Raw genomic sequence first — 22,808 nt, forward strand, 5'->3', positions numbered from 1 at the left:
CTTAGCCATATAGATGAACATATACTTCATTTATGTTGTTATATATACTATATATTTTTTTATTTGGCAGTTTTTACATGTGTTAAAAGTTATTGTATTGATCAAGAGTTATTTATTCATTAAAGACTTAAATATTTATTTCTTTGCATTTACAAGAAATGTTTCTTTAAATAACATCATTAATAATTAACAACGTAATACACAATAGCATTACGTTGTTAATTTATCACGTTTGAATGCAATTAAGTAGTATGATAATAAATTATATATATACGTTACAACTACTTAGCAATATACTTGCTATAATCATGAATATTCATTTATATATATAGGTAAATCACCAAAAATCTTTTGTTACAACACCCAAATTCACAACTACAAATTATAATATAAGGGAATTATAAATATTATTATTAAATAGTAGTATAATTATAGCTTTAGTTTACATAACATTTTTATATTCTTCTCTTTCTACTAATAGAACTACATTTAAAATAATTTAGTATTACAAACTTATAATTTGAATATAAAAAATATATTGGTGAGTATTATTGTATAGTTCTAATAATATGCTATGATTAAATATGTAGGGAACAACACGATTTTACATCCTAGACTTAAACATCCTACGCCGAGTGCTTTAGAGTACATAACCCTTCTCTAAAGCTAAACGAGCAGATTGGATATCTCAATCTGCTCGTCATCTTCTTGTATCAATTTATTTTTACTTTTTCAATTTATTACGTATGCGGTCTAATGTATTGAATAACCAATATTTCACTTTATTGATTGGTTTATAGAAATCACCGATTAATTCCTCAATCTTAACATTAAAACCTCTCTTAAAGCGATAAACACCATAGTCTTCACTGTTTTCAGTAAAATCACCTGATAAGCCATAGAAATTGTATCTATCATAGCCGTTATCAAAACAATAATTAATCATGTGCCAATGCATTGCATATGGTCCCATATATTGATTATATTTTTCTGAAGACCCTCCAGAGAAATAGTTCACTTCATATGCATTAGCAAAGTATACTCCTGACGCTAAATTTAAAATTTCGCCATCTGTTTGACGTAATTCACTAGCTTGAAGTAATTCTTTTTTATCGTGATCAATTTGCTTATCTAACTCAGCGATTTTCTTTAACTGTTTATCTGTTTTATTTTCTTTCGCCATCATATCATCACGTCGATTTTCTTTATCATTTAGTGATTCTTGCAAATGTTGTATATATTCACTTAAATCTATGTAAGCTAAAGGAACTAATACTTTATCGCCATAATGCTCTATAAAGTTATAGAAATAATCGTCAGTTTTAGAAGCAAATCCAGTTCTAGCTTCAGTCTCTCGGTATAAGTCTAAGAATAAATCAAATTCATCCTTACTAAGAAATCTAACTTTCACACCGTAGTTTATCGCTTTATTAATATTTCGTTTTCTTTGACTATCAAACTCTTTCCTTAGAGATGCAGGAGTTTTGCCCTCTAAATCTAATACCCCCATCCATCTAACTTGGCTGGAAGAATCATATTGGGTTGTAAATCCATGATGATCATAACCATGTGATTTAAATAGATTTACTAAAGCATCATTTTTTTCTGTTAAAGGATTAATATCCTTATCATAAACTTGATACAACCAGTAAGGATCTAATTTTACATATAAGCATTGATGTTGATGTAAATATTTATCAAGCTCTTTTAAATAAAAATCCACTAAACCTAAATCTGAATAGTCCATTACAGGGCCTCTATTGGAATAATACACATAACTGCCCATTGTAGGGATTTTAGAAAACAGGCTAGCTGCTATCACTCTATTGTCGTCGTCTTTTACACCTAATAACACTACTTGAAACCCATCTGATTCACGTGTAGCAATATTTTCCTTCACTTGGAAATAATGACTTTCTAATGATGGATTTTGTACAAAGTTTTCAAATTCTTTAACTGTTAACTCTGTAAATTTCATAATTAGATAATTCCCTTCTTAAAATCTATTTCTTTAGTTTTTTAAGTGTTCTATAAATGTTATACATTGGTTTATTAATAGGTTTAATAAAGTCACCAACGTATTCTATAACATCGGCATCATAGCCCTTTTTAAACTTAACTACGCCAGCATCTTCGGCATCTTCACTAAAGTCACCACTAATACCATAGAAATTATACCGATCAATACCATGTTCAATTGCATAGTTAATCATCTTCCATTGAACCGCATAGCTCCCTGCAAAATGGCGATAACGATTTGAAGTTCCACCAGCGTAGTAAACTACTTCAAACGGATTGATTATAAAGAAGCCAGCAGAGATGGGTAATTCATTGCCATGTTCTTGTTTTAAGTTTTTGGCTTCATTAATTTTTTGCTGGTTTGCATCAAGTTGTTGTTCTAAATTTTCTTTTTTGTTATGTGCTTTTTTATTCTCTGGACGCTTCTCAATGTCTTTTAAAGCTTTATTATAATCTTTATTAAGCACATTTCTTTCATTATTTAGTTCCTCTATATACTCATCAAAGTTAATATAGGCTAGTGGTACTAAAACACGGTCTTTATAGTGTTTGAATCTGTTGTAATAAAAACTATCATCTCTATCTGCAAAATCTTTAGTTTCAGAGGTATCCTCCATAAATGACCTAAATATAGGTAATTCTTCTTCAGATAAAAAGCGGACTTTAACTCCATTTTTCTTAACTTTTTTAGTATTACGCTTTCTTAAACCATCCATGTTTTTTAAAACATCATTAGCACTTTTGTTTGCTAAATTTAGAACAGAATGATATCGGATTTGTAATACAGGATCAAATCCTTTGTGGAATCCTTCGTGTTTATATCCTAAACTCTCTAATTCATCAAAAATCCAATCATGACCTGCATTTCCAGTTATTTCTCCTTCATGATTTAAATATTGATATGGAAGGTATGGGTCAACTCTTAAATATAAACAATTATATTTTTTTACATATTTACTTAATTCATTAAAGAAAAAATGTACAAGCTCTTTATTATTATAATCTATTACTGGACCGCGATTGGAATAGAAATATTTAAATATTTTCATTACAGGAACAGCTGTTAATAAACAAGCTGCAATCACTTCGTTATCATTATTTTTAATTCCAACTAAATGTGACTCGGTACCTTCAGCAACCTTTAATTCGTAATTACCTTCCATTTGTGTAAAATGGCTATATGTCATACGATCAGTAAAGTCACTAAATTCTTTAGCTGTCAAATTCGTAAACTTCATCTTCATAACTCCCATTTATATCTTTATATCTATTTCTTTTTATTTTTAGAAAAATAGGTCGTTTTACTTCACCTTTTATATTTAACATTCGGTTCATTTAATACTATTTATATTTCTAATCTAAACAAGTATACAATAGTTGTAGTGAAAACTAAAATATTATCCTGCAAAACTTATATGTAAAATTAAAAGTTAAATCTCGTTTATTCTGTTTATGTATAAAATAATATGGGCTAAACAGTAATGTCGCCCATATCACTAATTATTTACTATTATTTTAATTCATTTGCAAGTGCTTTACCAATTTCTTCACTTGATTGGGGATTTTGTCCAGTGATAAATTGCCCATCTTTTTCTACGTGAGATGTAAAGTCATCTTTCACTACAAAATTTGCACCTTGCTCTTCTAATTTAGATTGAGTTAAAAATGGCACTTTATTTTCAAATCCCATTGCTTTTTCTTCACTATCAGTAAATGAAGTTATTTTGACACCATCTACTAGATAGTCATTATTTGCATCTTTTACACCTACAAACGCACTAGGTCCATGACATACTGAAGAGATGACTTTATTACTATTTTTAAATTGAAGTAAAATATCAGCTAATTTCTCATTATTGGCAAAATCGTATACAGTACCATGTCCACCTGGTAGATAAATAGCGTCATACTCATCTGCATTTACATTTTCGATACTAGGTGTATCGTTTAAGTGTGACACGAATTTAGCATACTGATTAAGTGATTCATTAGAAACAGAATTTGGATCAAGATTTACTTTTCCACCTTTAATAGATATAACATCAACATTGATACCTTCTTCAGTCAATATATTATATGGTGCTCCTGCTTCTTCTAACCATAATCCAGTTTCTGTACCATCTGTAAATTGACTTGTACTTGTTAAAACAAATAAAACTTTTTTACTCATGAATATATACACCTCTTCAAATTAATTGTAATTAATATTTACCCACATTAGTAGTAGATTATTCAATTAGGATCATTTAATTTTTTGAAGTTACTATTAGCATAATAGTTAATTCATAGAGTAATCATTGTTTTTGCTATGTATATTTTTTATCTGTTTTCTTAACTTTGATTTAACTTTATATATATTCTTAAAATGAATTCAACGCAGTTCTGATTGATTTGATATAAGTGATAAATTCTTTTCTTGAATCTATTTCAATACGTTTTACAATTTCACTACCAATTACAATACCATCTGCAACGGACGCTATATCTTTAACATGTTCAGGATTTTTGATACCAAATCCAGCAACCACAGGAATTTTTGAAACCTTTTATATATATTCAATTTTTCTCTTTAAATCTGGATGGAACTCCCCACTATTACCTGTTGTGGCATTCATTGTTACCGTGTAAATAAATCCTTCTGAATTCTTTGCAATTTGCATAATCCTAGCATCACTTGCGGTCATAGCAATTAACGATATTATTTTAACAGAATGATGATAAAATTCTTTTTTAAACTTTTTTGTAAGTTCGTAAGGTAAATCTGGGATAATTAAACCATAAACACCAGCTTCATCACACTTATCCAAAAATAATTTTTCTCCATAAGCACTTAGAATATTATAATAAGTCATCAGTACATACTTAGATGAAATAGTATTTTTATTTTTTATTAATTCATCAAAAATGAAATTAATGTTTGAACCCTCATCAATAGCCTTGCGTCCTGCCTTCATAATTATAGGTCCATCTGCAACTGGATCAGAAAATGGCACACCAATTTCAACAATGTCTGCTCCATTCTCAGTTAATGTTTTTAAATGATGAATAAAATTTAAATCACCCATAATATACGGAATGAATAATTTACTCATTTTGTTCACCACCGTTTTCTTTGTATTGTTTAATTGTTTCCATATCTTTATCTCCACGTCCTGAAATAGTCACAACAATAATTTCATTTTCATCCATATTTGGCGCTAACTTTTCAACGTAACTCAATGCATGTGCACTTTCAATTGCTGGAATGATGCCTTCAACTTTTGAGAATGTTATAAGTGCTTCCATAGCTTCATTATCTGTAGCACTTTCATATGATACACGACCAATATCATTATAATACGAATGTTCAGGTCCAATACCTGGATAATCAAGTCCCGCTGATATTGAGTGTGCTAATTCAATTTGTCCATCATCATTTTGAATAAGGTACATTCTAGAACCATGTAATACACCTGGTTTACCTTTCCCTATGGCTAAGGCATGATTATGCGTATGACTTCCTTTTCCTGCAGCTTCTACCCCATATAATTTAACGTCATCTTGTATAAATGGATAGAACGTACCTATTGAATTGGATCCTCCACCCACACACGCGACTAACGCATCTGGAAGTCGTCCTTCTTTACTTAAAATTTGGCTTTTAATTTCATTACCAATCACACTCTGAAAATCTCTGACCATTGTTGGAAACGGATCAGGTCCCAACGCTGAGCCTAACAAATAATGTGTATCTTCAACATGATTCACCCAATATTGTAAAGCTTTATTTACTGCATCTGATAATGTTCCTTGCCCATCTGACACAGACACTACTTTAGCCCCTAGCAATTCCATTCTAAATACGTTAAGTTGTTGACGCTTGATATCTTCACTTCCCATGAAAACAATAAGGTCCATATCGAATAAAGCAGCGACGGTGGCACTTGCTACACCATGTTGACCAGCACCTGTTTCGGCTACTAATTTAGTTTTCCCCATCCTTTTAGCTAATAGTGCCTGTCCTATTGCGTTATTAATTTTATGAGCACCAGTGTGATTTAAGTCTTCTCTTTTAAGATATATCTTGGCACCTCCTAACAATTTTGTGTATGATTCAGCAAATGTTAAAGGCGTTTCTCTACCAACATATTCACTTAAATAATAATTAAATTCTTCCTTAAAGTGAGTATCTAACTTCGCGTCTTCATATGCTTTTTTTAGTTCAATAATAGCTGGCATCAATATTTCAGGTACATATTGGCCACCATATTCACCGAAAAAGCCTAATTCATCTACTTCTGTTTGAATTTTCATTAATTATACGTCTCCTTTCAAAAATTTTAATATTTGAGTCATCTTATTAAAATCTTTTTCATTATGTGATTCAATGCCCGTTGAGATGTCATAACCACGTTGTCCAAATGAATATTTTTCTAATCGTTTTATCTTTTCAAAATCCAAACCACCCGCAATGAGAAAATCAACATCTTTTACTTTTTTTAATAATTTCCAGTCAAAACTTTGACCTGTACCACCGTATGTGATTGATGGTGTATCTATAATAAACATGTCTATCTCATCTTTATACTTTTGTATGTTATTATTTAAATTTCTTGTTGCTGGAATTGCTTTTATGATTCTTATTTTTGAATTAAGTTTCCTAATATTTCTTATTAATTGAATGCTCTCATTTCCATGTAATTGGATTGTGTTAATATCAGTTTGATTAATTATTCTCTTTATGGTAGACATTTGAGGATTTACAACAACTACTACTTTCTCTATATGATCTGGCACTATTTTAGCCAAATATTTTAATTGTTTCAGTGAGACATGTCTCTTACTATGGGGATAATGTATAAACCCTACTGCATCAACTTCTAATTTTCTAATTTTCTTAATATCACTTTCGGTTTTAAAACCACAAAATTTAACTATCATAGAGATTCTTCTTTAACTTTAAACTAGGCAAAAACTGACTTAAGTCGTTTGTTTTCATTAATGCCTCCCCTACAAGTAAACCGTCAATACTTGAATCTACAATTTTCTCAACATCTTCTTTTGTATGAAAACCACTCTCTGAAATGTAGCGGCAATTAGACTTTTTAAACTTTAGTAATTTATTTGTATGTAGAACATCGGTTTCAAATCGCTTTAAATCACGATTATTAACACCAATAATTTTAGGGTTAATTTGGTGTGCACGTTCAAGTTCACTAATTGTATGAACTTCTACTAGAACTTCTAAATTATGGTTTGTCGCATATGAATACAATTCTTTTAATTGATCATCACTTAAAATATTTACTATTAATAAAATAATGGATGCACCAGCTCGTTTTGCAACATCTATTTGAATTTTGTCAACAATAAAATCTTTACATAAAACTGGTAACGATGTTATCTTTGATAACTGATTTAATCGTTCAAAACTACCGCCAAAGTATTTTTCATCAGTTAATATTGAAATAGCATTAGCACCATATTTTTGATAATCTTTAACTTGTTGAACAAGATCACGTTGCGGTAATTGAGGTACAGATGGGCTTTTCGACTTTATTTCAGCAATAACTGATAATGTTTTATCGTAGTTAAGTGAATCAATCAGCTTTCTCCTCTTAACATTTCCGTTATTTTGTAAAGTTTCAAGTTTTTTATCATAGTATTTACGCTCAAGCAAGGTTTTTTTATACTCTATAATTTCATTTAAAATAGTCATTACTTAACCCCCCATTTTCAAATATTGTTTCATTGCCATACCTGTATCAATGAGATATTTCGCTCGCTCTACGCCATGTTTGATACTTTCCACTTGCTCAGCAACATATAAAGCAATTCCAGCATTTAACAAAACTACATCTCGTTTACTTGATTGATCGTTGCCACTTAGAATATTCAATGCAATTTGTTTATTTTTTTGAGGTGAACCACCTATCAACGTGTCATTCTTTGCATAAGCTAAACCAACTTCATCTGCTTTTAAACTATATTTTTTTAATGCGCTTTCGCTGTTGATTTCATAAATGATATTTTCACCAGAGAGCGTGGCTTCATCCATACCATTTGCACCATGAATTAAAATTGCTCGTTTTCTACCTAAATCTTTTAATGTTTGTGCTATATTTTCAAGTTGTGAAGCTTCATATACACCCATCACTTGATAAGTTAATTTGAAAGGATTAATTAATGGTCCAATCAAGTTAAAAATTGTAGGTGTTGCAATCGATTTTCTAATTGATTGAAGTTTTTTCATCATTGGATAAGAATCCGTTGCACTTATGAATGCTAATCCTTTCGAATTTAATTGTTGCTCTACTTCATACATTTTGTTTGTTTTTATATTCATTTCATGTAGTACATCTGTACTTCCTGAATGTGAAGTAATACTTTTGTTTCCGTGTTTAATTACTGGCACTCCTGCACTTGCTACAACAAAAGCTACAGTTGTAGAAATATTAAAGCTATTTGATTGATCTCCACCTGTGCCACATACACACATAGCTTTATTATAAAATGGTTGGTCTGGATAGTTTGTCTGAATAAAGTATTCAACTAAATACGTTAGCTCATATTGACCCATGTCTTTGTTTGTATAAGCTTTCAATAATTCTACCTTTACATTGGTTTCAATATTTGAATCAAATAGTGTAATAATAAATGATTGCATATCTTTTTTAGATAAGGATTTATTTTGTTTAATTTTCTCAAGAAGGGGCATTTTCAACTTCCTCTCGTTGCTATATTGATAAAATTAATAATGATTTGTTTCCCATTTTCTGTAGCGAAGGACTCTGGATGAAACTGTATGCCATAATGCTTTCTATTTTTGTGTTGGAAAGATTGTATACAATCATATGTTTGGCCAGTGATTAATAAACTTTCTGGAAATGAGCATGGATCACTAATTAATGAATGATAACGCATAACTTTGAAACTTGACTTAATTCCTTTGTATAGAGGGGACCGATTAACCATAGTTAAAGTATCTACTTTTCCATGTTTGACACAACTACCTTGTATGACATCGCCACCGTAATAACAAGTGAGCGCTTGTGCACCTAAGCAAACACCTAAAATGGGTAAATTTTCGAAATTTTCAATTAATTTAATTAATAATTGATTGTCTAATGGATGTCCAGGTCCTGGTGAGATAATGACTGCTGTAATACCTTTTAGATTACATATATTTGGATCGTCGGGATATTTAACAATCGTTTCACAATGTTTTTCTACAATATCTACAAGATTATAGGTAAAAGAATCATAGTTATCTATTATTAATATCATGGAGTTACCTCCAATAAACTTTTAGCTTTAAGTTTTGTTTCTTCAAGTTCTTTCTCTGGAATAGAATCATATACTACTCCACATCCTGCCTCGACACTGACGGTTTCCTCATCGATAATCATGGTGCGTATAGCCAATGCAAAATCTAAATGATGATTACAGTTGATATACCCAACACCACCGCTATAGATACCTCTTTTATATGGATAAGATTCGTATATTCTCTGTATAGCTCTAAGTTTAGGTGCACCTGAGACAGTACCTGTTGGTAGTAAACTTGCGATGACGCTCATAGGAGATAGATTTGGTTTTAATTCTCCAGTGACTTCACTAACGATATGCATGACATGTTCATAACGTTCTATTGTCATTAGTTTTGTAATTTGTGAAGTGCCTGTTTTACTTATTCGATGAATGTCATTCCTTCCTAAATCTACGAGCATACGATGTTCACTCAATTCCTTTTCATCTTTCATTAATGTCTTTTCATTATTTTCATCTTCTATTTTATTTTGACCTCTTTTAATTGTTCCAGCTATAGGATTCGTATAAACTTTTCCATTTTTCACCTTTACAAAACTTTCAGGAGAACTTCCTATTACAATCGGCATATCTTTATTAATGTAATACATATATGGACTAGGATTTTGTCTCTTTAAATTTTGATATAACTGAAAAGTTAATTGATGTAAATTATGTTGAAAATGGTGTTTATAACTATAAATTCTTGAAGGAACTACTTGAAACATATCTCCTTCAGTAATTTTCTTTTTTAGTCTTCTTATAGTCTGAACAAACTGTTGCTCTGATATATTGGTGGTTATATGTCGAGGGATGGATTTATATTTTATATCCTCAACCGAAAAATGTATCTTTTTTAAGTCTTCAATTTTTCGTTCAATAGATTCCTTTAATCTTTCTTTTGTTCTATCAGAAAATAAGTTACTTGCGATAATATATAATTCATCTTTATAATGATCAAAAACAAATACATCTTCCACTAGATAAAATTGGACATCATGAGTTTGATGATCTTCTAATTTAATATCTTGTAATTTTTTAAATTCATGTCGTACTAAATCAAAGCTACATGTCCCTATAAAGCCGGAAATAAAAGGCAAATCTTTTAAATATTTATCTTTTATTTCAAAATAATATTTATCTACTAATTCCTTAAGTCGTTGATACGGTTGATTCTTAACTATTTCACAATGGTTGTCTAGCTTAATTAAAAGTTCAGAATTATCTAATGTAATTTTGCCATAATGATCGAATACTACTATCGAGTACCTACCTTTAAGTTGCTGTTGATTGGTACTTTCAAAAATAATCTTTTTTTGTTTTAATTTTGCTAAAGCCTCTGGCGTAATTTGAGCATTCACTTTTTTGTATACAATATCCATTGATTTCCTCCTTTTCCAAAAAAAATCAGCCTCCTTCGTTATAAGGACGCTGACGCGCGGTACCACCTTTATTAGCAGAATATAATATATTCATAGCTCACTTGTTCAATTTATTTTAAGTTGTTCCACAAAACCCAATTTCACTAAAGACGGTGTTAGTTCTCATCTACCACTAACTTTCTGGTGCTACCTCAACTTTAGATACTTCATTTTGCTTCAAAAAAACCACAATAACGCTATCATTCTATAAGGACGCGTTACCGTGGTGCCACCTTAGTTAACAAATATGTTCACTTTAATGATTAAGTTAAAATTTGAAACCCCATTTCATCTATTATCATGTGCTAATTTACATCTACCATTAGCTTTCTGCTTGCTACAAAATATAATGATTACTCTATCAATCAAATTATCTGATTTTTCTAATTATTTAGTATAATACCTATCTTTCTCTAATTTGTCAACTGACTTTAAAATTAAATTGAAAAATTTGTTGAGTTTATCTTTATGTCCTATACAAAAACGTACTGAAATTAAACTATAAATTCTTCTTTATTTAATAACTTAAAATCATACATAAGTTATATTTGTTATTGAATACTTGAAATGACTCATATACAATATTGTTATTCTGAAAATTCTGAAACAAGGAGGCGCTCTATGCGAAATATTTTATTTGTAGGGTTAGGCCTTATTGGCGGTAGCTTGGCGAGTAATTTAAAATATCATTACAGTAATTTCAATATTCTTGCATACGATTCAGACTACACACAACTTGATAAAGCCCTTTCTATAGGTATTATTGATCAAAAAGTTAATGATTATGCTGCTGCTGTTGAGATAGCAGATATAATCATCTTTGCCACTCCTGTTGAGCAAACAATTAAGTATCTATCTGAACTTACAAATTACAATACAAAAACTCATTTGATTGTAACAGACACAGGTAGTACCAAACTTACTATACAATCATTTGAAAAAGAATTATTAAAACATGATATTCATTTAATTAGTGGTCATCCTATGGCAGGAAGTCATAAATCTGGTGTTTTAAACGCGAAAAAACATTTATTTGAAAATGCTTATTACATTCTTGTATTTAATGAAATGGAAAACAATGAATCCGCGACATATTTAAAAAAATTACTTAAACCTACTTTAGCAAAATTTATCGTTACCCATGCAAATGAACATGATTTCGTAACCGGTATAGTGAGTCATGTTCCACATATCATCGCTTCAATTTTAGTTCATCTAAGTGCTAATCATGTCAAAGACCATTCTTTAATCGAAAAATTAGCAGCCGGTGGCTTTAGAGATATAACTCGTATAGCAAGTAGTAATGCTCAGATGTGGAAGGACATCACTTTAAATAATCCAAATCATATTTTATCTTTACTTAACGAGATTAAGAAACAAATTACTGGTATTGAACATTTGATACAAGAACAAAATAGTAATAGTATTTACGATTTCTTCGTTAAAGCTAAAGATTATCGTGATCAACTTCCTGTTAAACAACACGGTGCAATATCTACTGCGTATGATCTTTATGTTGATATCCCTGATAAACCGGGTATGATAAGTCAAATTACAAACATCATAAGTTCACATAATATTTCTATTATAAACTTAAAGATTTTAGAAGTACGTGAAGATATTTATGGTGCTTTACAAATCAGTTTTAAAAATCCCGAAGATCGAGAGAATGCTATAAAAGCCCTCGCAAATTTTGATACTTATTATTAAATAAATCCTCCTTCCAGTCGTTATCTTTTCGCTTCTATATGTTGCACGACGAGGGGGAACTCTCTTTGTATATCTACATTTTATGACCAGCCATTAGTCCTAATCGACCATGCTTTGTACCAGCTTCGGTGTATGAAGTCGCTTTTGACACAATTCCTTTTCCATATTTTAAATGTAAGTGATCAATGGTTTTAGCAAGTTTTTCATCTTTCTTACGTTCATATTCATCAATGAATAAGTTAAGTTGTCGATCGCTTTCTTTAATAAACTGAGTTAACGATACACTTAACGTTCTATACAATGCTTTTTTGTCACACAGACGATTTGCAAAATAATTAATGACTTTGAATATATCTCTTTCTAAATTTGTAGGATCCTCCAAGCTGTATTGCTTATGTATGCCACCACCTTCTGCATAACCAAAAGAAAAATGAATTGTTCGCGCAAGCTTCTTTTCTGCTCTTAAACGACTTGCTACATCTTCTATCAATTCTTGCATGACAACTTTGGATTCTTCAAATTGATAGTCTCGCATTAAAATCTGACTTTTACATATTGAAGGATTTGTTACTTTATATTTTTCTCTTACTTTACTTTGATCAATACCGTTTGCATGTAGATGCATATCTATACCTAAAACTCCAAAATCTCTTTTTAAATAATGATATGGATACTTTGCTAAATCTCCTATTGTAAATATTCCTCTTTTATTCAATTTCTTTTCTGTACGCTTATTAATCCCCCAAAAATCTCTAAGTGGTTGAATTGGCCATAATTTTTCAGGTACATCTTGATAACGCCATTCAGCTATACCGTTTTCCGTATGCTTAGCTTCAATATCCATTGCAACCTTGCTCAATAGCATATTCGAGCCTATTCCAATGGTACAGTGAATACCTGTTTCTTCTAATATTTCATTTTGAAATCTTTTACAAAAAGCAAAAACTGTTGAATTAAATCTATGGTAACTATCCGTTACATCCATGAAAAATTCATCAATACTATACTGATGTAAATCTTCAGGTGGAACGTACCGCAGTGCAATCTTTGAAATTGCAACAGATACATTTAAATACTTTCTCATACTTGGATTAATAATATAAATGTCATTACGATGCGGTATCTCAAAAAGTCTTGATCCCGTTTTAATACCTAATTCTTTTAACTTTGGAGTTGCTGCTAGAACAACCGAACCTTGCCTTTTCGTATCTGCTACAACTGCTAGCTTAGTTGTTAATGGGTCCAATCCTTTTTCCATACATGATACACTCGCAAAAAAACTTTTTTGGTCTATGCAGAGTACATCCCTATCTTCTAATAAATTGTAATCATACATAACTGATCCTCCCTTACAAAACCATTATATAAGAACACTTGTTCTATTTCAATTCTAATAAGAACATTTGTTCTTATTCATTCTTCTCATTTTCATGCTATACTAAAAGAGCCAATGTTATATAGCAAAGGAGAATGTTGATTATGCCAATCATTAATGTGAAATTATTAGAAGGCCGTTCTGATGAACAACTTAAGGATTTAGTTACGGAAGTCACTCATGCTGTAGAAAAAACTACAGGTGCAAATAAAGAAGCGATTCACGTGGTCATTGAAGAAATGAGAAAAGATCATTATGCTGTCGGTGGCGTAAGAAAATCTGATCAGTAAACATAAAATCCCTGAAAGTAAAACAATTATTATTAATTGTCTTACTTTCAGGGATTCATTTTTTAATTATCTTCAAAGAAATTTTTGATTGCTTGCTTATTTTTCTCAGAGTCTATTTGAAGCGCACTACCGTCATTATTTGTATTAATATCTTGGTAGCTTCCTTTAATAGGAACTGTCAAAGATTGCACATCTTTATCTCCACGAATTCCAAAACTTATACCTGTTTGAAAAATCGCAGAGTTAAGCATGTTTGTGTTAACATAACCTCTTAAAATACCAGCAACTTTTGGTAGTTTTGCAACTGTATTGAAATTAACTAACTCTTGTTTTAATGTTTGCATCACTTGTTGCTGTCTTCTCACACGACCAAAATCTCCTTCCGGATCATGACGAAATCTAGCATAACCAAGTAATTCTTTACCATTTAACTTATGATGTCCTTTTTTCAAAGACACACCTATATTTTCAGACATGTCTTTTTCCACATCAATTGGGACACCATTAGGCTGTAGTTCATCTATCATTTTTTCAAATCCCGTAAAATCTACTACAGCGTAATACTCAGGATTAATACCTAAATTTTTGTTAAGTGTTTTTCTTAACAATTCTGGGCCTCCAAGTGAATATGCGGCATTAATTTTATATTTATCATAACCAGGAATATCAGCATAAATATCTCTCATGACAGACATCATTTTCATTTTTTTATGTACGTAATCATATTGAACAATCATAATCGAGTCAGTACGTGATTTGCCACCTTGAGCCTTATCTGCACCAAGGACAAGAACTGAAATCTTCCCATCATTTTTCATATTCCCATTAAATTTATGCACTTTCACATCCTTAGCATGTTCTTTAGCATACTTCATACCACTGTTATACTGATGGGTAATATACACAATGATAGAAATTAAAATAATAAGGATGATTAAAATGATAAAAGGTAACTTCCGCATTCTTTTTTTATTTCTTCGCCTAGAAGGTGTCGAAGTTGTTCCTTTCTGTCGTCGATACTCTGTTTCTTTAATATCCTTCTGTTCAGTCATATTTACCTACCTTATACCTTCAAAATTACATATCTATATACTATAATTAATATGTATTAACGTTATAGAAAAAGTATTCAAATTGCAAGAGTTTTTTAATAAATGGTACTAAGGTCCAATGAGAGGATGGCATAAATGAATATCAATACTGCATACTTTGCTGGTGGCTGTTTTTGGTGTATGACTAAACCTTTTGATACATTCGATGGTATCGAAAAAGTCACATCGGGATATATGGGAGGACACTTAGTTAATCCTTCTTATGAAGAAGTAAAAACTGGATCTACTGGGCATTATGAAGTGGTTAAAATTGAGTATGATGTTGCTCTATTTTCATATCATAAATTATTAGAAATTTTCTTTTCAGTTATCGATCCTTTGGATGATGGTGGTCAATTTCAGGATAGAGGTTCTCAATATAAGACCGCTATTTTCTATTCAAATGAACATCAAAGACAGTTAGCTGAACAATATATATGTGAACTCCAAGATAGTTTTAACGCTGATAAAGCAATTGCAACAAAAATTTTACCGGCATCAACTTTTTATGAAGCGGAAGCATACCATCAAGATTTTTACAAAAAGAACCCTGAACATTATAAACAAGAACAACAAGACCGTGCTAATTATATCAAAGATAATCATATGTAAATAATAGATTGGATCATGATTTATTTTGAATATATCACTCCATCTTGAAAATAAAAAATATAAATGTAGATTTTTGATAAAAAGATTTTTTCAATTTAGTCAACAACTACCTTAGATTAAAAATGCCTGGAACAACAATTGATGTTCCAGGCTATATTTATGGATATTTAGAGATAAATGTTTAAAACACTCATTATTTATGGCGTATGACTCTCATCACTTTAAGCATACTCTCCCACAGAGAATAATGCTTTTGATAAACTAAAAATCTAGGTTCCCAATTGGGGCTATATTTTTCTTTATAACGTCTTAATCCTTGAAAACGGTATAAACCATTGAAATGTTCAAATACACGCCCCGCCATTCTCTCTCTTAAATAAGAATAATGCAATTGACCTACATTGGAGAGTGTCGCCATTCCCATATTAAATGCTTTATACCCCTTTTCTTTACTCCATAACAACATATGAAGATATAATCCATCCATTAAAGGTAAATCCAATTCAGGCAGCCATCTAATTAAATCAACAGATATTGCATTATTAGAATAAGTAGGCATCAAACTACAAAATGCAATCATCTTGCCAGAATGATCTCTCATTACTCCAATAGGTGCTTTCGATAAATAAGTTTGAGTAAATTGACCTACAGAAAAATGCATCTCACTTCTTCCATCCAACCATTTATCACTCACAAATTTAAGTTCATCAAAGAAATCTTGAGTGAATGGTGGTTCAATAATTTCAAAATTGATATTTAAATCATCAAACTTATTAAGCGTCGCTCTAAAACCACGTCGTTTTTTACCAGATGTTGTAAACGTTGTTAAATCAATAATAGCTTCTTCACCTAATTTAAAGAATTGATTCCCAAAATTATGATATAAAGGCATATATTGATCACTTATTTGATAAAAAATAATTTCATAACCTTGATACTCAGCAAACTGATAAAATGCTTCTAATAATGACTCAAATGATTTAGTATTGCCAATTGGATCACCCAAAACGACAAGGGCATTGGACTTATATCGATACATAATAAAAGAATCTTTATTTTCATTAAAGAAACAATCTTTGTCACCACTATAAACCAGGTGACTTAAATAATTACCACCGTATTTTTGAATAATTTCATCGCAAAGTGTTAAATCAACGCTGTGATGAGAACGTTTATACTTATAATCAAAAAGCCAAGCAATAACGCCAACGAGTAGCATAATAATAACAATGGTCATCCAAAAGTAATATCGTAATAAAGACGTATCAATCTCAATATGATAAACATCTAATGCATATAAAGTTCCTGATATTAAAATATGATTTAAATAAAGAATAAAGATACTAAGAAGTAGCATAAACGCCAACTTTTTAAAGCGTAATGGTCGTTTAAGTACTTGAGCACGTTGATAAGCTAAAATCAGTAACACAAATATGATAATGAGCCATGACAATAATAAAAATGACGCATAAGTATATATAGTCACACTAGCAATTAAAATAATAGAAATAAAGGCATAAATTATTGCACGACGACTGCCTTTATAAATACCTCTTACATTTAGAATAAGTAACAAACAAGCACCCGTTTGTATAGCTAAGGCAATATAATAGGCAAAATGATTTCCGTCATACAATCCATCATAGACAATAGTTAAATTGTTAATAAAGAAAATAATACTAGTTAAAAATATTAAAATTGCTAACGAAAATGAAGGTATTTTAACTAAAATATCTTTCTGATAAGATCTCAAAAATGAAGTGAAGTCTTTTACAGGTATAAAGTACTTCGAATTGTCGAGATATTTTTTAGCAGTATTTCCAAATTCAAATGAGGATAATATAAGTGCAATCATCACTGGCACAAAATAATAAGCAAATCGATATAAAACTAATGCTAGAAGTATCTTTTCTTCAGAAATACCAAGTGATTTCAGTCCTAGTAACACGACTAAATCAAACGCGCCAAAACCACCTGGAATAAAACTAACTAAACCAGATAAAGCTGCAATAACAAATATACCTACAAAAGTCATAAATGAGATATGTATATCGACAATCAATGCAGCAAAATATAATACAGTAGCTGCTGCCATCCACTCAACACATGATACAACTGTACAATAAACACCTATAAAACGATTATTTCTATCTACAGGTCGTGCCACGGTATAGAAAATAAAGATAGGTAAAAATAATGCAACAATATATAAAATCCAACGTACCCATGAAATTTCATCAATCATGTGAGAAGCGTTAAATATACGCAGAACAACTAAGATAGATAATAAACTTAATCCCGTAAGCATAGATACTAAAATAATAGAAATATATTGCACAAGCTTTTTCGTGTCATTAGTATAATTTTTATATACAAAAGCTCTTACACCTGCACCTATAAACCCTCCAAAACCAATTATAGAATTTAGGGCGTTGATAATATAACTCACTCTAAAGACTCTAATCATCGGCATTTTAAGTTTAAGAGACTTTACTAAAATAATATCGTACAGTGATAATAAAATGAGTGACAGTCCCCCACCAGCAAATAGTAGTACGAGCCATAATCTATTAATTTTGCCAAACTGTATGAATGTTTCTTTAAAATTGATATGTGATAATTCTCTATAGAGTGTAAAAATTACAAAGATAAATAAAGCAGTGGCGAAAATAAATTTTAAAAAAGAAAGTAATTTACTTTTTAATTCTTGTGTCATGTTTTCACTTCGATTCTAATTCAATATGATATATATCAAAATATATCATAAAGCTATGTCATATAGAATATCAATAAGCAAGATGAACCTTACATTATTGTAATACAATTTTCACATCATCCGAGGGATTAATTTGAATAAAATCATTTAACATATGATTACTAAGCATATCATGATTGTAAATGTATGTGATTTAAAATAAAAAAGACTGGAACATTGTTTTTTTGTTGTTCCAGTCTAAATTAATATATTATTGTTTAATTCCTTTTTCTTCTTCAGTGATAGTGTACTCACCAGCATCATTTCCATAGTAGCGATTGTATCTTCGTTTAAATAACATAAATATGTGTGAAACCAATACCTTAAGTACAGCGTATAGAGGAATACCAATAATCACTCCAACAATGCCCATTAAATTTCCTGCACATAATAAAATGAAAATAATTGTTAAAGGATGAATTTTCAATGTTTTACCCATAACGTTAGGAGAGATAAAGTGACCTTCAAAGAATTGGACAAGCGTCCATACAACAGCTAACTTTAATAACATCAAAGGTGAAGTAATAATCGCGATAACAATCGCAGGCGATATTGCTATTGTCGGTCCTAAATAAGGAACTACACTAGTGACTGCAGCAATACTTGCTAAAACCAAGGCGTACTTAAGACCAATAATTGAATAGCCAATAAATAGTAATAATCCAATACAAAATGACACAATAATTTGACCTTGAATGTACGAACCAACTTGTACACTCATCTTTTCTAACAAGTCATGAAAATCTTTTCTAAATTTAGGTGGCATAATTTTTGTAGTATAATCTTTAAATTTATGACCATCTTTTAACATAAAGAACAACACAAAAGGTGTAGTCCCAATAACAATACCGATATTCGCGACTGCTTCAGCAAAAGTTGCAAGTTTAGATCCAAATCCATCTGAGTAATCTGAAACCATAGATGGTATCTTTTTCTGAGCAGATTCTAACCATTCGTTCACTTGTCCCATATAACCAGATAAAATTGTATTATTATTAAGTTTATCAAGTGATCGCGTAATTTTATGTAAATAATTAGGTGTATTTTTGATAAAACTTTCTATCTGTGATCCAATAATTGGAATAAGTAAATTAACTATTAATGTAATAATACCAACAATTGCAACATAAATAATTGTTATACCTAATAGTCTTGGAATACGATACCTCTCCATCATATTTACAATAGGATTGAATAAATAAAATAGTACTAATGAAACAATAATAGGTGCTGCTATTGTATTAAATACAATAATAAATGGTTGAAAGACATATGAAATTTTATCAAAGATAAAAATGACAATACCTAAAAGAACCAATGCAATTAAAGCATAAATAAGGTCATTTCCGCCTAAAAACCTCATAAATCTAGACTCTGACAAACTAAAAAAATGGCTTTTCTTTCCATTTATTTCTTTTTCATTTTTCATTAAATTCACCACGCCTTAAAAATACATCTATTTACTTTTTAATTTTATTGTAAAAATAAGCTTAAAAACACAATATTTATCTTACCACAAATAACAATACTCTAATCATTAAAGTCACTTTTCTTATTAAAAGAATATTTTAAGATTTATTTACTACTAATTTGAACTTCAAAATGATTGATATGTAGTGTTAAATAAACTATTTCCGCTTCGTATACATACACACTAAATTCACGTTGAATCATTTTTAATATTTTATAAGCCGTATTAAAACTACGTGGATACATAGTTTTTATCATCGATATAAAATTCTCTTGTGCTTCTAAATACTCACCTTTAGTTAATCGATATATTAAAAATTGTATGTGCCTTATAAAACGCTGATATTGTATAGTTTGTTTATCAATTGAATGTTGTAAATCAGTTTCAATAATTGTAATACTCTTATTGATTAACTTGTTTATTACTGAAATATCGTGAATTGATAATTTTTCAGAGTTAGATGCAATATGTAATGCGATGAATCCAATTTCATCTTCTGGAAAATGTACGTCTAAGGTTTTATTTAATTTATCGATTACCTTTCGAGCAACATTGTATGCATTACTATAAAGATGTTTTGTTTCAATCACAAATGGATTTGTAATCATTTGATGTTGCTTAAGTCTTTTATAGGCATAAATGATGTGATCTGTAAGTGCAACAACCAAATTTTTATCATCTGTAATTAGACCAGATTCATTGATAATATTAACTGAGTCTATCACCGCTTGAACAACATGATCTTCTCCGAGCTCCAAAAGTGTTTTGTAGTGTTCTTGTTGCTCTTGTTGTTCTAATTTATAAATTTTTTCTATCGAAGCATTCTCTTGAACTGTCATACCAACCTTTTTATTAAAACCAATACCTTTACCAATTAAAACAACCTCTTGATGATTTTTTGTGCATATGATGACATTATTATTGAGTGTTTTTGTTATTACATACTTGCTCATCATAATCACCTTTCTAATATCATTATTAAAATTATAATGCTTAATACCTAAATTGAAAAGGAATCTATTTTGAAAGTTTTTACTGCTATTTAGAGACTGAATTAATGACATCAATACTTTAAATCTTTCCAAAAATTAAAACGGCTTGATACGTCAAGGGATATGTATCAAGCCGTTATTTTATTAATTTATTCACTATTTTTTTGGTATTCTTGCATGTTGTCCCCAAGTCTCAATGCCAAATAAATTTATTTCTAAGTTTTCGGGTTTAAACACAGGTCTCTTACCTTCTTTACGTTGTCTTTGATAATCTTTCATCACTGCAAATGCTATATTCGACAAACCTATAATTGATATGATATTTACTATTGCCATAAGACCCATAAATAAATCGGCAGTACTCCATACTGTTTCTGTTTTAGCAACAGCACCTACAAATACTAAAAGTACTACAAAACATCTAAAAATAAATAATATCATCTTATTGTTAGATAAAAATTCGATATTGGATTGTCCATAGTAATAGTTACCTACAACAGATGAAAATGCAAATAAGGTAACTGCTACAGTTAGGAAAATACCTCCTGCTGAACCTAAATGTTCGTTCAACGCTGATTGCGTAACTGCTACACCTTGAGGCGCGCTATCACCAAATTGTAAACCAGAATATAATAAAATCATAATTGCTGTAGCTGTACAAACAAGCATAGTGTCAAAGAATACACCTAATGATTGAATTAAACCTTGTTTAACGGGATGAGGCACAGCAGCTGTAGCAGCAGCATTAGGTGCAGATCCCATACCAGCTTCGTTTGAGAATAAACCACGTTTAATACCTTGAAGAATAGCAGCTCCTACAGCACCACCAGTAACCTGCTGAACTCCGAATGCACTTTTGATAATAGTGCCAATCATAGGTACAATTTGATCTATATTGAGTAATAAAATGATTAAAACCATACCTATATAAACAATAGCCATAATAGGCACAATAAGTGAAGATAGTGTAGCTATGCTACGAACACCACCAAAAATGATAATACCTGTAATAACTGCAAGTACTATTCCAGTAATTACAGGGCTAATATTGTATTGAGTATTTAATGATTCAGCAATTGTATTTGCTTGAACAGTATTAAATACAAAAGCAAATGTAACTGTAATTAAAACAGCAAATACAATTCCAAGCCATTTTTGGTTAAGTCCTTTTGTTATGTAATAGGCTGGTCCGCCACGGAACCCACCTTCTTTGTCATGTACCTTATAAACTTGCGCAAGTGTTGCTTCCATAAATGCACTAGCTGCACCAATAAAAGCAATAACCCACATCCAAAAGACTGCACCGGGACCACCAAGAACAATAGCAGTTGCAACACCGGCAATATTTCCAGTTCCTACTCTTGACCCAGCACTAATCGCAAAAGCTTGAAATGGTGAAATACCCTTCTCACCACTACTTAAAGTTTCTGGCTTTTCAGTTAATGCTCTAAACATCTCTGGTAACATTCTGAGTTGAATAAATTTAGAACTAATTGTAAAGAAAAAACCTGCTGTTAATAATAATCCAATAAGATATTGAGACCAAATTAAGTCATTCCCGACTTGAACAAATGTTTTAAACCAGCCAGGAATTAAGTTATCGAAATCTTGCAAAACGAATCCCTCTCATCCACTTAAATTTATCGTTTTAAATACACCAAGAGATTTATGCTTTAATTTCATTAACAAAGATTAAACATTCATATTAACAATAAATGTATATTATCACTTTGATAGTTCAAATTAGACATAAATCCCTTGGGCTCATTTTAGTTGCTATTATTA

General features: G+C 30.5%; 18 protein-coding genes and 1 pseudogene. 3 read left to right on the forward strand and 16 right to left on the reverse strand.

Annotated features, from left to right (window positions below; translation table 11 throughout):
* Positions 1-724: 724 nt before the first annotated feature.
* From HMPREF3058_RS08330 to HMPREF3058_RS08375, 10 genes and pseudogenes are all read right to left on the reverse strand, one after another.
* Positions 725-1,978, reverse strand: a complete 1,254-nt coding sequence (locus HMPREF3058_RS08330) for an aminoacyltransferase (RefSeq protein ID WP_002475750.1) — start codon at positions 1,976-1,978, stop codon at positions 725-727.
* Positions 1,979-2,003: 25 nt separating this feature from the next.
* Positions 2,004-3,257 carry an aminoacyltransferase gene (locus HMPREF3058_RS08335; protein WP_002457482.1) on the reverse strand — a complete coding sequence of 418 codons (1,254 nt, stop codon included), beginning with the start codon at positions 3,255-3,257 and terminating at the stop codon, positions 2,004-2,006.
* A 272-nt stretch (positions 3,258-3,529) separates the two neighbouring features.
* Positions 3,530-4,189: a type 1 glutamine amidotransferase domain-containing protein gene (locus tag HMPREF3058_RS08340; RefSeq protein WP_002446387.1), complete on the reverse strand. Its 660-nt coding sequence runs from the start codon at positions 4,187-4,189 to the stop codon at positions 3,530-3,532.
* Between the two features lie 190 nt (positions 4,190-4,379).
* Positions 4,380-5,111, reverse strand: a pseudogene (gene trpA / locus HMPREF3058_RS08345) (tryptophan synthase subunit alpha).
* Positions 5,104-6,312 carry a tryptophan synthase subunit beta gene (trpB, locus tag HMPREF3058_RS08350; RefSeq protein WP_070731358.1) on the reverse strand — a complete coding sequence of 403 codons (1,209 nt, stop codon included), beginning with the start codon at positions 6,310-6,312 and terminating at the stop codon, positions 5,104-5,106. Before trpB ends, trpA begins: the two are co-directional and overlap by 8 nt.
* A gap of 3 nt (positions 6,313-6,315) precedes the next feature.
* The gene (locus HMPREF3058_RS08355; RefSeq protein ID WP_002491337.1) at positions 6,316-6,939 is read right to left on the reverse strand and encodes a phosphoribosylanthranilate isomerase; all 624 of its coding nucleotides are present in this window, start codon (positions 6,937-6,939) and stop codon (positions 6,316-6,318) included.
* Positions 6,929-7,717 carry an indole-3-glycerol phosphate synthase TrpC gene (trpC, locus tag HMPREF3058_RS08360; protein ID WP_002491347.1) on the reverse strand — a complete coding sequence of 263 codons (789 nt, stop codon included), beginning with the start codon at positions 7,715-7,717 and terminating at the stop codon, positions 6,929-6,931. The genes HMPREF3058_RS08355 and trpC overlap by 11 nt, the downstream gene beginning before the upstream one ends.
* Before the next feature lie 3 nt (positions 7,718-7,720).
* Positions 7,721-8,716, reverse strand: coding sequence for an anthranilate phosphoribosyltransferase (gene trpD, locus HMPREF3058_RS08365; protein ID WP_002487231.1), 996 nt, complete (start codon positions 8,714-8,716; stop codon positions 7,721-7,723).
* A gap of 2 nt (positions 8,717-8,718) precedes the next feature.
* A complete protein-coding gene (locus HMPREF3058_RS08370; RefSeq protein WP_002487220.1) occupies positions 8,719-9,285 on the reverse strand; it encodes an anthranilate synthase component II in 567 nt (188 codons plus the stop codon).
* Positions 9,282-10,688, reverse strand: a complete 1,407-nt coding sequence (locus HMPREF3058_RS08375) for an anthranilate synthase component I (RefSeq protein WP_002491332.1) — start codon at positions 10,686-10,688, stop codon at positions 9,282-9,284. The genes HMPREF3058_RS08370 and HMPREF3058_RS08375 overlap by 4 nt, the downstream gene beginning before the upstream one ends.
* Positions 10,689-11,348: 660 nt before the next feature.
* On the opposite strand from HMPREF3058_RS08375, the gene HMPREF3058_RS08380 reads away from it, so the two are divergent.
* Positions 11,349-12,437, forward strand: coding sequence for a prephenate dehydrogenase (locus tag HMPREF3058_RS08380; RefSeq protein ID WP_002491341.1), 1,089 nt, complete (start codon positions 11,349-11,351; stop codon positions 12,435-12,437).
* 73 nt (positions 12,438-12,510) lie between these two features.
* Here the strand turns inward: HMPREF3058_RS08380 and HMPREF3058_RS08385 are convergent, their stop codons facing one another.
* On the reverse strand, positions 12,511-13,773 hold the full coding sequence (locus HMPREF3058_RS08385) for a Y-family DNA polymerase (RefSeq protein ID WP_002491338.1): 1,263 nt from the start codon (positions 13,771-13,773) through the stop codon (positions 12,511-12,513).
* A 143-nt stretch (positions 13,774-13,916) separates the two neighbouring features.
* On the opposite strand from HMPREF3058_RS08385, the gene HMPREF3058_RS08390 reads away from it, so the two are divergent.
* Positions 13,917-14,102, forward strand: coding sequence for a 2-hydroxymuconate tautomerase (locus HMPREF3058_RS08390; protein WP_001831035.1), 186 nt, complete (start codon positions 13,917-13,919; stop codon positions 14,100-14,102).
* 62 nt (positions 14,103-14,164) lie between these two features.
* On the opposite strand, the gene HMPREF3058_RS08395 is transcribed toward HMPREF3058_RS08390, so the two are convergent.
* A complete protein-coding gene (locus HMPREF3058_RS08395) occupies positions 14,165-15,154 on the reverse strand; it encodes an LCP family protein (RefSeq protein ID WP_070731360.1) in 990 nt (329 codons plus the stop codon).
* 135 nt (positions 15,155-15,289) lie between these two features.
* On the opposite strand from HMPREF3058_RS08395, the gene msrA reads away from it, so the two are divergent.
* Entirely contained in the window at positions 15,290-15,805 is a 516-nt protein-coding gene (gene msrA / locus HMPREF3058_RS08400; RefSeq protein WP_002491330.1) for a peptide-methionine (S)-S-oxide reductase MsrA, read from the forward strand.
* A 193-nt stretch (positions 15,806-15,998) separates the two neighbouring features.
* Here msrA and mprF read toward each other — a convergent pair whose 3' ends face one another.
* The 4 genes from mprF to HMPREF3058_RS08420 all read right to left on the reverse strand — a co-directional run bounded on the left by mprF (position 15,999) and on the right by HMPREF3058_RS08420 (position 22,637).
* Positions 15,999-18,521, reverse strand: a complete 2,523-nt coding sequence (gene mprF, locus HMPREF3058_RS08405) for a bifunctional lysylphosphatidylglycerol flippase/synthetase MprF (protein WP_002491328.1) — start codon at positions 18,519-18,521, stop codon at positions 15,999-16,001.
* A gap of 250 nt (positions 18,522-18,771) precedes the next feature.
* Complete coding sequence (locus HMPREF3058_RS08410; RefSeq protein WP_002446374.1) at positions 18,772-19,989, reverse strand: AI-2E family transporter; 1,218 nt, start codon at positions 19,987-19,989, stop codon at positions 18,772-18,774.
* Between the two features lie 146 nt (positions 19,990-20,135).
* Positions 20,136-20,984, reverse strand: a complete 849-nt coding sequence (gene glcT, locus HMPREF3058_RS08415) for a glucose PTS transporter transcription antiterminator GlcT (protein WP_002457493.1) — start codon at positions 20,982-20,984, stop codon at positions 20,136-20,138.
* A gap of 195 nt (positions 20,985-21,179) precedes the next feature.
* Positions 21,180-22,637 (reverse strand): glutamine transporter AlsT, encoded by a 1,458-nt coding sequence (locus tag HMPREF3058_RS08420; protein WP_002457494.1) that lies wholly within the window; start codon positions 22,635-22,637, stop codon positions 21,180-21,182.
* Positions 22,638-22,808: the final 171 nt, after the last annotated feature.

The organism is Staphylococcus sp. HMSC068G11 (assembly GCF_001815825.1).
Taxonomy (GTDB): domain Bacteria; phylum Bacillota; class Bacilli; order Staphylococcales; family Staphylococcaceae; genus Staphylococcus; species Staphylococcus epidermidis.